The following is a 13409-nucleotide window of genomic DNA, read 5'->3' on the forward strand; positions in this document are numbered from 1 at the left end:
CCCTGATGAATTCACTTTTTAACCATACAGCGCACGCAGCGTTTATTGACATCCGATTTACATGAAAACCATTTTTGCCACCCTTCTTTTCTTTGGTCTAGCCCTGACCGGTGCGACCGCCCAGAACAAAATGACTAAAGGTGATCTACAGCACGTTGTGCTATTTAAATTTAAACCGGAAACGACGCCTGAAAAGGTAAAGGAAATTGTGGCGGCTTTTGAAGCGCTGCCGTCGAAAATCAAAGAAATTAAAGGCTTTAAGTGGGGAACGAACAATAGCCCCGAGGGCCACGATAAAGGGTTGACGCACGCCTTTATTCTGACGTTCAACAATGAGAAAGACCGTGATACGTACCTGCCGCATCCGGCCCACAAGGAATTTGGCAAAATCGTTGGCCCGTGGCTGGCGGATTTAACCGTGGTTGATTTTACAAATCAGGCGAAATAAAACAAAAAAGGAGGAAGGGGTGAGCGGATAAAAGGTCTAGCCTTCGTCCTTTCGCCCCTTCCTCTTTTCGTTTCTTCTTTTTATTCTTTTCCTTCCGCTAAAAAGCCTTTCCGTTTCAGGAGCGTATCCATAAACTTCAGCTCGTTTTCGGTGGTGAAGATGGAATACGGCAAATACAGGAACTGGGCGTCTTTCATGCCTTTGGCCACAATTTTAGCCAGCCAGTTCGCCTTCATTCCGTTCGTAGCCTGCTCGTTGGAAACCACCATCACGTAAGCATCTTTATCTTTCGTAACGCTCCGGATTTGATCCCATTTCAGAATACCGCCTTCGCGGGCATTCAGTTTCAGCAGGATCTGGCGGCTGTCGATTTCGTACACGTACTTCTGAAACAGTGATTTGGTTTGTTCCATCTGCGTGATGCCCGTAAACTGCACCGCCCAGAAAAGAACGTACAGCACCGTCAGCAGGACAATCAGCACATAAATCCACCAGGTGCTGGTCAGCACGCCCGTCACATCCAGTGTAATGGTTGCAATCAGCAGAACCAGCGGGATCAGACCCCAATACCAATTTTGTTTTACCCAGCTACGCATCGCCAGACTGATGTAGGTTTTCTGGTCGAGACCGTATTTTTTGGTTTTAATAATCATTGAAATAAATAAACTTTAGAGGAGAGATTGGAGATAAGAGAATAAAGAGAAAGTTACGCAGCGTCTTTTGTCCCTCGTCTTCACTCTCTTGTCTGAATCAGTTTGCAAAAATACAAAAAGGCTTTGTTTATTTTGAGCCTTCGACGTTTTCGGTTACTTTTCATTTTTAATAACGAGTGTATGACTTCCGAGATTACCCAGATTCTGACGCGTGTGCAGGTTGAGCAGAAAATCCGTCGGATTGCGTTTGAGATTTACGAAAACAACTTTGAACAATCGGAAGTGATTCTGGCCGGGGTGTCAGGCGAGGGCTATGTGCTGGCGCAGCGCCTGGCAGACGTGCTGCAACAGATTGCTCCCCTGAAGGCCACCGTCATGAAAATCATGCTGGACAAAACCCTGCGGCAGCAACCTTCCATTCATCTGGATGGCGCAGAAACGGTTTTTACCGGCAAATCGGTCATTGTGGTGGACGACGTTCTGAACTCGGGCCGGACACTGGCGTTTGCGCTGCAACCCTTCCTGAACGTGCCATTGACCAGCCTGAAAGTCGCGGTGATTGTCGATCGCGACCACAAACGGTATCCCGTGGCAGCTGACTACATTGGCTACAAGCTATCGACCACGCTGACCGAACACGTTGAGGTTATCCTGAGCGACCAGGAACGGATGGGGGTGTACCTGCGGTAACGAACATTACCGTGTTTTTGCTATAATACCGCCTTTCACAAGTCCGCTGACTTTCTGTAGTTCATGCCCCGCATGTTCGGCTCCTCCACGGTGAGTGGCTTATTCTTCTGCTCCCGCATGATGATCAGATCGGTATTACGGTCGGGCAACGGGCGACGCTGTCCTGACGGCTAGTGGCCAATGGTTTTTCGGCCAGTTTCGTTTATTAAAGACGAAGTGAAGCGTTAGATTTAATAAATTGCCTGAGTTACCCGTATTTACTAGCCTTTACTCCTGATCTGGTGACCAATGACTGCAAATCGTCGCTACTTTTTGAAATCCCTGGGTAGTCTGGCTGCTCTGTGTTCTGTTGGAAGTGTAGCAGCTCGCAGCGGAACCGGCTTAGCCGCCCGCCCGCAGATTGCCTGTAATCAATACACCTGGCATACGTTTTATCAACGGCAGGGCCGTAACTGGTCGGCGAATCTGGATGCGTCGCTGGCCGATTTTGCAAAGTCGGGTCTGGTGGGCTACGAACCGTCGGTCAATTCGGCGGATGAGATTCGCACGCTTGCGCCGTTGCTGAAAAAACACAAGCTGGAAATGCATTCGCTGTACGTCAACAGCACCCTGCACAAAGCCGACGAAGCCGGTAAAACCCTGGAAACCGTAACGGCTATTGCCGATGCTGCCCGGCCGCTGGGCCTGAAGATTGTGGTAACCAATCCGAGTCCGATTGGTTGGGGCCGTGCGGAAGGCAAAACCGATGACCAACTAGCCATTCAGGCCACAAATCTCGACCGGCTTGGGGCCGAACTGAAAAAACGGGGCATGACGCTGGCCTACCACACGCACGATGTCGAAATGCGGAATGCCGCCCGTGAGTTTCACCACATGATGCTGGCGACGGACCCTGACCATGTGTCGCTTTGTCTGGATGTACACTGGATTTACCGTGGCTCCGGCAACTCGCAGGTGGCGCTGTTCGACATTGTGAAATTATACGGTAAACGCATCGCGGAACTCCACCTGCGCCAGTCGCAAAACGGCGTTTGGAGCGAAACCTTCGGGGAAGGCGACATTGATTATCCGCGGCTGGCCCAAACGCTGAAGGCCATCGGCATCCGTCCGCATCTGGTGCTGGAGCAGTGCATCGAAAAAGAATCGCCCAATACGCTGGATGCCGTAACGGCCCACCGGCAGGATTTACAGTACGTAAAGAAGGTGTTTGGATAGGAAGTTATAGCGTATCGCTGACGTTTTAAACGATACGCTATAACCCGTTTATTCTTCGGCCAGTGTCCGGGAGATGTTCATCCGGTAAACGCCCAGCGCCGGTAGGGCAGCCGCTAGAATACCGATCAAAACCGCTACGCCCAGTACCAGCCACTCTTCGGGTAAGATGCTGATGTCGTTCAGGCTGTAATGAAAATTCTGCTCGGCCTGCATGGAGAACAGCAGCAGCCCAATGCGGCTCAGAATCAGGCCGAGTACGAAACCGATCAGTGATAAAACCAGCCCTTCGAGCAGCAGCATTCCGAACAACTGCGTCCGTCTGGCACCCATCGACAGCATCAAGGCCATTTCGTACCGGCGTTCTTTCAGTGAATTATACAGCGACACAAATACGCTGATTCCGGCAATGAGCATAATGGCGACGGCCAGTCCGCGCAGCGTATCGACGCCGATGCCCAGCAGCGAAAACAGCCGGTTGATTTCAATGGAAGGCAAAGCCGCCTGCAACTTGGAGTTGTTGTTGATACCCCGGGCAATCATCATCCCCATCGGGTTACGGAATTTAATCAACATGCTGGTAATCTCCCGGGCTTCTTCGGCTTCATGCTCGTGGTCATGCTCGTGCTCGTGGTCATGATCTTCTTCAAGGTCTTCCACGGATTCGCTCTCGTGTTCGTCGTGGTGCGCGTGAATCGCCCAGACGCTCGATAGCGGGGTCAGAATCAACTGGTCGATGACGGTATTGCTGGGGTTAAAAACCCCGACAACCTTGTATTGGGCCTGACCGTGTTCTTCACCCTCGCCGTCCAGACCGTGCGAACCCGAAAAGGTGTCACCAATTTTCAAACCGGTTACTTCGGCTACCCGTGCGCCGATGGTAGCTTCTAACTCCTTCTGAAATAGAGTCCCCTGACCGACGGTGGCTTCAAAATGATCGACGTACTTCTTGTCTGTGCCGACAATCCGGAACGTCTGGTAACTATCGCCCATCGACAGTGGAATGGCGGTTTTGATCATCGGGTTGCGGGTCAGGCGCTCGGCTTCTTCGAGCGGGATGTTGCCCGTTGGCGCGTCGATCTGGTAGATGCTCGACAGGATGAGTTGCAATGGACTGCCTTTGGCCCCCAGCACCATGTCAATGCCTTTGACATTGCGGGAAAACTGCTCATCCAACTGCTTATTGAGGAGCAGCAGCAGCGAGATAATCGTGATGCCGAGCGTCATGAGCAGGCCACTCAGAAAGCTGCTGAGCGGTTTGTCTTTCAGATTGGCCCAGCTTATTTTTAACAGATTCATATGGATCTATAAAATCACCTGATTCGAAAATTCGTCTTTCAGCCGCTGATCGTGCGTAACCACAATCAGGCTGGCGCCAATCTGCTCGGACTGTTCGCGCAGCAGGGCCACCACCCGGGCGCAGTTGACATCGTCGAGACTGGACGTAGGTTCGTCGGCCAGAATAACACCGGGTTTGTTCATCACAGCCCGCGCAATGCTGACGCGCTGCTGTTCGCCCTGGCTCATCTGGTTTGTTTTCTTGTTTAAATGATCGGCAAAACCCAGGTGGGTGGCTAGTTCGCGGGCCCGGTCTTTATCCTGTGGCTTATCGGCTAAGTAGTTTGCCATCAGTAGGTTGTCCATGACCGACAGGGAACTGACAAAGTGCGGTCGCTGGTAGATAATCCCCACGTGAGCCGCCCGGAACGAAGCCGTTTTTGCCGGTGATAATTGGGTCAGATCGGTCTGATCGATGGTAATGGAACCGCTCTCGGGCCGCAGAAGGAGGGCCAGCAAATGCAGAAACGTTGTTTTGCCGGTGCCGGAGTTTCCCAGGATCAAAACCGCTTCGCGATCGTTGCAGCGAATATCCGGAAAAGAGAACCGCTTGGTTGGAGAGTACGAAAAGGTCAGTTGATGCGATTGAAGCATACGGCTAATATCATCAATTTTTGCTAAAGATACGTAGGTTTGTAGCGTTATTGCACTTTCTATTGTTTAATAATCCATGAAGCGAATTGCCATTTTTGCGTCCGGCTCCGGAACCAATGCCGAGAAAATTGCCGGTTACCTGACCGCCTATCCCGACATTGAAGTCACACTGATTTTGTCGAACAACCCGAAAGCCGGAATCATTGACCGGGCGCGCAAAGGATTTGGCCCTGACCGGAAGCTGCACGTGCCAGTGCTGGTCTTCGACCGGGCGACGTTTTACGAAAGCAATCGCATCGTGGAACTGCTTCAGAAACAGGAGATTGACCTGGTGGTGCTGGCCGGTTTCATGTGGCTGATACCCGAAGCGCTGGTGAAAGCGTTTCCACAACGGATGATCAATATTCACCCGGCCCTGTTACCCAATTACGGCGGTAAAGGCATGTACGGGCATTTTGTACACGAAGCCGTGGTGGCTGCCGGCGAATCGCAAACCGGTATTACGATTCATTACGTGAACGAGCGGTACGACGAAGGAAACATTATTTTTCAGGCATCCTGCGAGCTTGATCCACAGGACACGCCGGAGGATGTAGCCCGGAAAGTACAGGTGCTGGAACACCAGTATTATCCCGAAATCGTGGTGAAAGTACTAAACAGGATAGATGATGAACGATGAAAGGAAACTAAAGACGTTGCGCCGGTCGGCCTGGGTAGGACTCATCTTTCTGACAATGGCTGTGACAGGCTGTTTTCGGCCCGCGATTCCCATTTCAATGTCGCCCAATTATCCGGTCGATGTTTTCTACGAAAATCAGCAGCCCGACCGGCCGTTTACGGAACTGGAATGGCTCGAATACAAGGAAGAAGTTCCGCTGGCCGATCAGCAGAAACCGCAGAAAGGCCGAATGGTGAAACGGGGAAACAACATTGAGCAAAAGGATCTGTTGCTGGCACGGTTGACCATGCAGGCTAAAAAAATGGGAGCCGATGCGCTCATTGCGGTACGGTATCAGTATTACAGCTCAGCTACAGTGCACGGATATTCCATGCGGGGCATGGCCGTGAAATACCAGAAAGAGCGGGAAGTGGGGCAGTGATGCCTTACTTCACTTCCGTATAATCGACGTATTCGCCACCTTTCAGTTTGGATTCACCGGCATCGGGCGGAGCCGTATGAACGCGGGTTTCTCCTTCACGGGTTCCCCGGTTAAAATGCTCATTAGCTTTGCGTTGCTCTCTGGCCAGTTGCCGACCAACCAGCAGCCAAAAGAAAAACCGGCGCACCGGCGGTACAAACGCAATTAAGAGCAGAAGAACGAATAAGAATTTAAAAATCATGCTGAACAACAATCGGTGTCGGTTCCTAGATACAATTATAACGTAAAAGCCCGAGAAACAGTTGCTCTACTATTGAAGAAAAACTAATTTGAGTCTTCAGGTCTCCTATGAATGGGAGGGATGGTTATTACCTGCCATTTACAACTTATTAAGTAAATCCAGAGGGGTCCATCGTTTGTCAATTATTCCTAAACTATATGAAAAGGGTTCTGATACTGTTTTTTCTGACGGTTTTGGGATGCACATCGGATGAGCCGCGGCATCTCGTGGTTGGTGAATGGCGCTGGATTTCATCGACTGGTGGGATAGGTGGCTGGACGATAAAACCCAGAAATGACAATGAGCGCACGTTACGACTTACCGCAGATGGAAAATTTGAAGTATACGCCAACAGGGCGTTGTTACTATCTGCCGAGTATCGCTTGTCCAATAGAAAAAGTGGCTCCGACCGTGCGCAGGAATTGATTCTTGCCGTTAACAACGGGATTCTTCATCAGAGAGATACGCTTGATAACTACCCACTGTTTGGCGGGGGTAGGATCAGGGAGCTTTCCGATGCGAAACTTGAATTTGTTGAAGATTTTTGCAACGACTGCTATAGTCACTCGTTCGTAAGAAAATAAAAAGCCGGTATTCACGATTAAATTTGTGAATACCGGCAATCAATAAGTAGTAAATTCCTGCTAATTCCTACGCTTACCGGCTCAGGTACAAATTCCGCTCGGAATAAACTTTCTGGAAAAACTCGTCTTCCAGATCATCAATGAAGTAGATGCCTTCGCCGGTTGATTTCATTTCCGGTCCGAGTTCTTTGTTCACGTTCGGGAATTTATTGAAGGAGAACACCGGAATTTTGATGGCATATCCTTCTTTCACCGGGTTGAAGTCAAAGTCCTTCACTTTTTTCTCGCCCAGCATCACCTTCGTTGCGTAATTAACGTACGGTTCCTGGTATGCTTTGCAGATGAACGGCACCGTCCGCGACGCCCGGGGATTGGCTTCGATGATATATACCTTATCGTCTTTCACCGCAAACTGAATGTTAATCAATCCGACGGTTTTCAGCGCTTTGGCGATGGTGCGGGTATGTTCTTCAATCTGCTGGATTACGTTTTCGCTCAGGTCGAACGTCGGTAACAGGGCGTACGAATCACCGGAGTGAATACCGGCCGGTTCGATGTGCTCCATAACGCCGATGATGTAAACATCTTCCCCGTCGCAGATGGCGTCGGCTTCGGCTTCGATGGCGTTCTCCAGGAAGTGATCGAGCAGGATGTTGTTATCCGGAATGTCGTGCAGAATCTTGACCACGTGCTGCTCCAGTTCCTGTTCGTTCAGAACGATCTTCATGCTCTGGCCACCCAGAACGTAGCTGGGCCGTACCAGCAGCGGGAAACCGAGTTCGCGCGAGAGTTCGACGGCTTCGTCGGAACCGCGCACCGTGCCAAATTTCGGATACGGAATGTTGTGGTCCCGCAGCAGGGCCGAGAAACGGCCCCGGTCTTCGGCCAGATCGAGCGATTCGTAATCCGTACCGATGATTTTGATGCCGTAGCGCGTCAGCTTTTCGGCCATTTTCAGGGCCGTCTGTCCACCCAGCTGCACAATCACACCCACGGGGTTCTCGTGCATGATGATGGCGTGAACGTGCTCCCAGAACACCGGCTCAAAGTAGAGTTTATCGGCAATATCCGGGTCGGTCGAAACGGTTTCGGGGTTACAGTTGATCATAATCGTCTCGTAACCACATTCTTTGGCGGCCAGTACACCGTGTACACACGAGTAGTCAAACTCAATTCCCTGTCCGATCCGGTTGGGCCCTGAGCCAAGAATGACAACCTTTTTGCGTTCGCTGGTAATCGACTCGTTACCGGCCAGCGCACCAACCGGGAAAGCACCTTTTTCGGGTGTTTCGGTCCCTTCAATCGGCAATTGTGGGCTGTTGAAGGTCGAGTAGTAATAAGGAGTGCGGGCTTCAAACTCGGCGGCACAGGTGTCCACACACTTGAAGACGCGCCGGATGTTATGCTCCTGCCGGAAGTTATAAATTCTGCTTTCCTTGACACCCAGCAAGTGGGCCAACTGACGGTCGGCATACCCTTTCTGCTTGGCTTTCAAAATCAGAGCGGGAGGAACGTCTTCCAGATCGTAGTGGCCAATTTCGCGCTCCAGTTCCACCAGTTCTTCAATCTGGTAGAGGAACCATTTATCGATTTTGGTCAGATTCTGAATCGTTTTGAACGACAGACCAGCCTTGAACGCGTCGTAAATATGGAACAGACGGTTCCAGCTCGGGTTAGCCAGGCTGTGTTTGATGGCTTCCTGATCGGTCAGTTCCTTGCCGTCGGCACCCAGCCCATTGCGCCGGATTTCGAGCGACTGGCAGGCTTTCTGCAACGCTTCCTGGAAGTTACGGCCAATGCCCATTGCTTCACCCACCGATTTCATTTGCAGACCCAGGGAGCGGTCAGAACCGGGGAATTTGTCAAAATTCCAGCGCGGCACTTTCACGATCACGTAGTCAATGGCGGGTTCGAAGAACGCCGAGGTCGAACCGGTAATCGGGTTGATCAGCTCGTCGAGGTTGTACCCAATCGACATTTTAGCCGCGATTTTGGCAATCGGATAACCCGTTGCTTTCGACGCCAGCGCCGACGAGCGGCTTACGCGCGGGTTGATCTCAATGGCAATAATATCGTCGTTGGCCGGATTTACCGAGAACTGAACGTTACAGCCTCCCGCAAATTTGCCGATACCGTCCATCATTTTAATGGCCAGATCGCGCATCTGCTGGTACAGCGTATCGGGCAGCGTCATGGCCGGAGCCACAGTAATGCTGTCGCCCGTATGAATCCCCATCGGGTCGAAGTTTTCGATGGAGCAGATGATGATAAAGTTACCGGCACCGTCGCGCAGCAACTCCAGCTCGTATTCTTTCCAGCCCATCACCGATTGTTCAATCAGCACTTCGTGAACCGGCGACGCGTGCAGACCATTGTTGAGCGCCTTGTCAAAATCTTCAGGTTTGTCGACAAAACCGCCCCCGGTTCCGCCCAGCGTAAAGGAAGGGCGAATAACAAGCGGAAAACCAATTTCCTGCGCAATCTCTTTGCCCTCCAGGAAAGAGCGGGCCGTCCGGCCTCGGCAAACACCCACACCCAGTTCGAGCATTTTCAGCCGGAATTTCTCCCGGTCTTCGGTGGTCTCGATGGCTTTGATGTCAACGCCGATGATGCGAACACCGTATTTTGTCCAGATACCGGCTTTGTCGCATTCAATAGCCAGGTTCAGGGCCGTCTGCCCACCCATTGTGGGCAACACCGCGTCAATGGGATGGCCTTCTTCCTGATGCTTTTTGAGAATCTCAACGATGGATTTTTTCTCGAGCGGTTTCAGGTAGACGTAATCCGCATTGATGGGATCGGTCATGATGGTGGCCGGGTTCGAGTTAATCAGCGTTACCTCGATACCTTCTTCGCGCAGTGAACGGGCTGCCTGCGAACCCGCGTAGTCGAATTCACACGCCTGACCAATAACGATAGGGCCGGAGCCGATAATAAGAATCGAACGAATGGAAGAATCTTTGGGCATTACAATGAGGAAAATGAATAATGAATCGTTACGTCAAACCGTCGAGTCGTAACAAAAAACAATCACTATTCCTGACCCCCTGAAACGTACTGGCCCGAAGCGAAAACAGGTTGGCACAGCGGCCGGAACGCAGTCACAAGGCGAACCGTTTTGGAGTTTCTAGGCCAATCTGTTTCGGTATGGTCAAAAATCCCACAAAATTAGTGGATGCCGACGAATTAATAAGAATTTTTTTAAATGTTTTTGCCGTTAGGTAACAGAATTAGCGCCTAACGGCAAAAAAGCTAGATTTTCGAGACAGAAAGCAAATCCTGATAGTCAACGGTATTCTCCCGGCCGCACCAATTACCAAACTGGACGTTCTGGATTGTTAAACCCGCTTTGGCGAAAGCTTCCCGGGCGTAGGTTTCGTCGAAGGCAATCATGCTTTCGGGCAGGTCCTGCAAATACACCATTGTTTTGTCGGTGAATGGTGTCAGGTGACGTTCGTATTTATTTTTGCCCTGGGCGTTCAGCCGGCGCGATTCTTCGTTGAGCAGAAACATCGTGATGTAGCCCCGGGCGCCTTTCTTCAATACCCGCGAGATTTCGGCCAGATACCGCTCAAAATCGGCTTCGAGCATATGCGTAAACACCGAATTCAGAATTACCAGATCAAACGTTAACGACTCAAACGGAAACCGCAGTTCGTGGCCCTGCATGGTTCCCTTCGGGTTGTACATTTTATTGTACACATTGAGGTGGTGAAAGTTGAAGTGCGGAAACCGCTTGTGTACTTCTTTGTTGCACCAGTCAACGCCCTCTTTGACAATCTCAATACCGTCGTAGCCACCCGGCGGATTGATGTATTTGGTCAGCGGAATAGCAACTCGTCCGATGCCACTGCCCACGTCTAGCACGCGGTCAGTGGCGTTGAGGCCAACCAGGTCTTTAATGTGACTGACGGTCAGTTCGCCCACTTTCTTGAAATCACCGTCACCGATAAAAATCATCCGCGATGGCGGGGTAAGCGCATCCCGTTCGCCGGTGATAATCTCCAGCTGATCGATCACCGAAAGCGGAATTATGTTTTTTAAGGCGGTCTTTATCGGGTTAGGAATCAAGCTCTTCAGGCTCATTGTCGAATTGCTTTTGGTTAGGAATAGCTGGCAATTTAAACATTAATACCTTTTTTTGTAAACTTATCCCCAGTTTGGCGTTAATAAGAAGAAGCTAAAGACTGATAATCAGAAACAACAGGTGTAACTCTCAACGGTAAAAACGGTAAGTATATGATGATACGTCGACGGGCATGGGTACTGATTTGGGTGGTGGGTCTGGCGTTGGCAGGCTGTTACAAATACGAGGATCGGGTCTGGCGGGCACCGACCGGGCAGAACGGTTCGGGCACCGGAACACCGGGCTCACCGAATAATCCGGGTTCGGGCGGTCCCGGCACGTCGCCCATTACGGGTTTGCCGAACCCTCCGGCGCGCCCTTCATACATTGATAACGGGTCTATTCGGCTCAGTGTCGATCTGAATATGGGCGGGGCCATCACGTACCTGGCGGCTTCGGCCAACGGCCAGAACCTCGTCAATAACTGGGACGCTGGCCGGCAGATTCAGGCATCGTTTTATTCAGGTCCGACGCCTTACGCTCCGAACGGCAAGCAGCCGCACCCGGAATGGAAGGATCTGGGTTGGAATCCCGTTATGTCGGGTGACGTATACGGGCACCGTTCAAAAGTACTCGAATCGCGCAACAATGGCCGGGAAATTTACGTTAAAACCGCTCCGATGCTCTGGCCTAACGATAATATACCCGCCGAATGCACGATTGAAACCTGGATTACACTCGATCAGAATACCGTTAAAGTCCGTCACCGGCTCAACAACAACCGATCGGATACGAAACAATATTCGGCCAAACCGCAGGAGTTGCCCGCTATTTTCCTGAATGCGCCCTACCGGTTTATTGTTTCGTACACTGGTACGCGCCCCTTCACCAATGACGCGCTGACCAGAACCACGAGCCAGACCGTCAACGAAATTTTTGGAGGAGTGCCGATGCTGTCGCCCGAAAACTGGATGGCTATGGTCAATACGTCCAACTGGGGACTGGCTGTTTATAAACCGAATCATCAGTATTTCATCGGCGGTACGTTCGGAACCTCTTCTGTGGGGGGGGAATACGATTTTACGACGGCTTACATTACGCCATCCACCTACGAGATTCTGGACCACAACATTCAGTACGACTATGAGTACATCCTGGTTCTGGGGACGCTCGACGAGATTCGCAAGTATGTGTATGCGCAGCCCCGAACCCGCAAAGCCCCGGATTACCGTTTCGTATCCGATCGGCAATCGTGGTGGTACTATGGAGGGGTTGATCGTGGCTGGCCCATTAAGAACGAACTGGATATTCCGCTCGACAACGGCAATTTACTAATGATGGGTCCGGGCGAAATGTGGCAGGCCGCCGATATGCCGAAGGTCTACATCCGGGCGGCTTTCAAAACCGATGCGACCCACGCCCGGCTCCGGTGGACCGAACCCAACGACCCCGAGTTTCTGCCCGAACGGATCTTTGATTTTCCCATCACCGGCGACGGCCAATACCGTACCTATGAACTGGATATGACCAAAGTTCCGGCCTGGAGAGGCACCATTGTCAAACTCGGTTTTGAACCTGCCCTGGGCGAAAAAGGCGGACCCGGCAAGTGGGCCAAAATTCAGTATATTTCGTCCAAACCGTAATGTCTTGATTCATGAAACTCCTGGTTGCGCTGGCATCGATGCTTGTGCTGAGTTACCGGCTGGCTTCTGTCACGGAGCGGCCGGATTTTGAACGGTATTTTACCGAGAAAAAACTCAAAGGCTCTTTCCTGCTCTATGATCCGCAGCGCGATCATTACACGGCTTACAACTTCGAGCGTACCCGGCAACGCTTTTTGCCCGCTTCAACCTACAAGATTCTGAATACCCTGATCGGCTTGGAAACCGGCGTACTGAAAGACGAACATTCGGTCATGAAGTGGGACAGTGTTAAACGCGACATTGAAACCTGGAACCGCGACCATACCCTCGAAACGGCTTTTAAGGCGTCGTGTGTACCGTGTTATCAGGAAGTGGCCCGGAACGTCGGCGTAAAACGGATGCAGGAGTGGGTCGGTAAAACCGGTTACGGCAAAATGGACATCAATGCCGACAACCTGGACAGGTTCTGGCTGGAGGGCAAATCGGGAATCAGTCAGGAGGAACAGATTGATTTTCTGCGCCGGGTACACGAGGGCAATGTGCCCTTTTCGAAACGGAATCAGGCCATTCTGAAAAAAATCATGCTGATTGAAGAAAAGCAGGGGGTTAAACTCTACGGCAAAACCGGCTGGGCGGCTGTCGAACCGAACATCGGCTGGTTTGTGGGGTACGTCGAAAAAGGCGACAAGGTGTATTATTTTGCTACGAACGTCGAAAGCCCTAAACCCGTCCCCGACACCTTTATAGCGGCCCGGCGGGAAATTACCGAAACCTTGCTGAAGCAACTCGGCGTGCTATAAA

Annotated in this window: 14 protein-coding genes; 8 read left to right on the top strand and 6 right to left on the bottom strand. The window is 51.3% G+C overall.

Features of this window, described 5'->3' with window-relative positions; all coding sequences use genetic code 11:
* The first annotated feature begins 61 nt into the window (after positions 1-61).
* A complete protein-coding gene (locus LX87_RS02505) occupies positions 62-448 on the top strand; it encodes a Dabb family protein (protein ID WP_111626588.1) in 387 nt (128 codons plus the stop codon).
* Between the two features lie 80 nt (positions 449-528).
* Here LX87_RS02505 and LX87_RS02510 read toward each other — a convergent pair whose 3' ends face one another.
* Complete coding sequence (locus tag LX87_RS02510) at positions 529-1101, bottom strand: YcxB family protein (protein ID WP_111626589.1); 573 nt, start codon at positions 1099-1101, stop codon at positions 529-531.
* Positions 1102-1281: 180 nt separating this feature from the next.
* Between LX87_RS02510 and LX87_RS02515 the strand changes: the two genes are divergently transcribed.
* On the top strand, positions 1282-1791 hold the full coding sequence (locus tag LX87_RS02515; protein ID WP_111626590.1) for a phosphoribosyltransferase family protein: 510 nt from the start codon (positions 1282-1284) through the stop codon (positions 1789-1791).
* A gap of 288 nt (positions 1792-2079) precedes the next feature.
* Positions 2080-3006, top strand: a complete 927-nt coding sequence (locus LX87_RS02520) for a sugar phosphate isomerase/epimerase family protein (RefSeq protein WP_111626591.1) — start codon at positions 2080-2082, stop codon at positions 3004-3006.
* 48 nt (positions 3007-3054) lie between these two features.
* Here the strand turns inward: LX87_RS02520 and LX87_RS02525 are convergent, their stop codons facing one another.
* Together LX87_RS02525 and LX87_RS02530 are read right to left on the bottom strand one after the other, a co-directional pair.
* Positions 3055-4302, bottom strand: coding sequence for an ABC transporter permease (locus LX87_RS02525; protein WP_111626592.1), 1248 nt, complete (start codon positions 4300-4302; stop codon positions 3055-3057).
* Between the two features lie 6 nt (positions 4303-4308).
* Positions 4309-4935: an ABC transporter ATP-binding protein gene (locus tag LX87_RS02530; RefSeq protein ID WP_111626593.1), complete on the bottom strand. Its 627-nt coding sequence runs from the start codon at positions 4933-4935 to the stop codon at positions 4309-4311.
* 76 nt (positions 4936-5011) lie between these two features.
* Between LX87_RS02530 and purN the strand changes: the two genes are divergently transcribed.
* Complete coding sequence (gene purN, locus LX87_RS02535; RefSeq protein WP_111626594.1) at positions 5012-5614, top strand: phosphoribosylglycinamide formyltransferase; 603 nt, start codon at positions 5012-5014, stop codon at positions 5612-5614.
* Complete coding sequence (locus tag LX87_RS02540) at positions 5601-6035, top strand: YbjQ family protein (RefSeq protein ID WP_229310524.1); 435 nt, start codon at positions 5601-5603, stop codon at positions 6033-6035. Before purN ends, LX87_RS02540 begins: the two co-directional genes overlap by 14 nt.
* Before the next feature lie 4 nt (positions 6036-6039).
* Here LX87_RS02540 and LX87_RS02545 read toward each other — a convergent pair whose 3' ends face one another.
* Positions 6040-6276 (bottom strand): DUF4834 domain-containing protein, encoded by a 237-nt coding sequence (locus LX87_RS02545; RefSeq protein ID WP_111626595.1) that lies wholly within the window; start codon positions 6274-6276, stop codon positions 6040-6042.
* 197 nt (positions 6277-6473) lie between these two features.
* Here LX87_RS02545 and LX87_RS02550 point away from each other — a divergent pair, with 197 nt between their 5' ends.
* The gene (locus LX87_RS02550; protein ID WP_111626596.1) at positions 6474-6899 is read left to right on the top strand and encodes a hypothetical protein; all 426 of its coding nucleotides are present in this window, start codon (positions 6474-6476) and stop codon (positions 6897-6899) included.
* Between the two features lie 73 nt (positions 6900-6972).
* On the opposite strand, the gene carB is transcribed toward LX87_RS02550, so the two are convergent.
* Both carB and LX87_RS02560 read right to left on the bottom strand, forming a co-directional pair.
* A complete protein-coding gene (gene carB, locus LX87_RS02555) occupies positions 6973-9867 on the bottom strand; it encodes a carbamoyl-phosphate synthase large subunit (protein ID WP_111626597.1) in 2895 nt (964 codons plus the stop codon).
* A 284-nt stretch (positions 9868-10151) separates the two neighbouring features.
* Positions 10152-10985: a class I SAM-dependent methyltransferase gene (locus LX87_RS02560; protein ID WP_111626598.1), complete on the bottom strand. Its 834-nt coding sequence runs from the start codon at positions 10983-10985 to the stop codon at positions 10152-10154.
* A gap of 153 nt (positions 10986-11138) precedes the next feature.
* Between LX87_RS02560 and LX87_RS02565 the strand changes: the two genes are divergently transcribed.
* Positions 11139-12608 (top strand): hypothetical protein, encoded by a 1470-nt coding sequence (locus tag LX87_RS02565; RefSeq protein WP_111626599.1) that lies wholly within the window; start codon positions 11139-11141, stop codon positions 12606-12608.
* Between the two features lie 11 nt (positions 12609-12619).
* Entirely contained in the window at positions 12620-13408 is a 789-nt protein-coding gene (gene blaOXA / locus LX87_RS02570) for a class D beta-lactamase (RefSeq protein ID WP_111626600.1), read from the top strand.
* Position 13409: the final 1 nt, after the last annotated feature.

This window comes from Larkinella arboricola (genome assembly GCF_003259745.1).
Lineage (GTDB): Bacteria > Bacteroidota > Bacteroidia > Cytophagales > Spirosomataceae > Larkinella > Larkinella arboricola.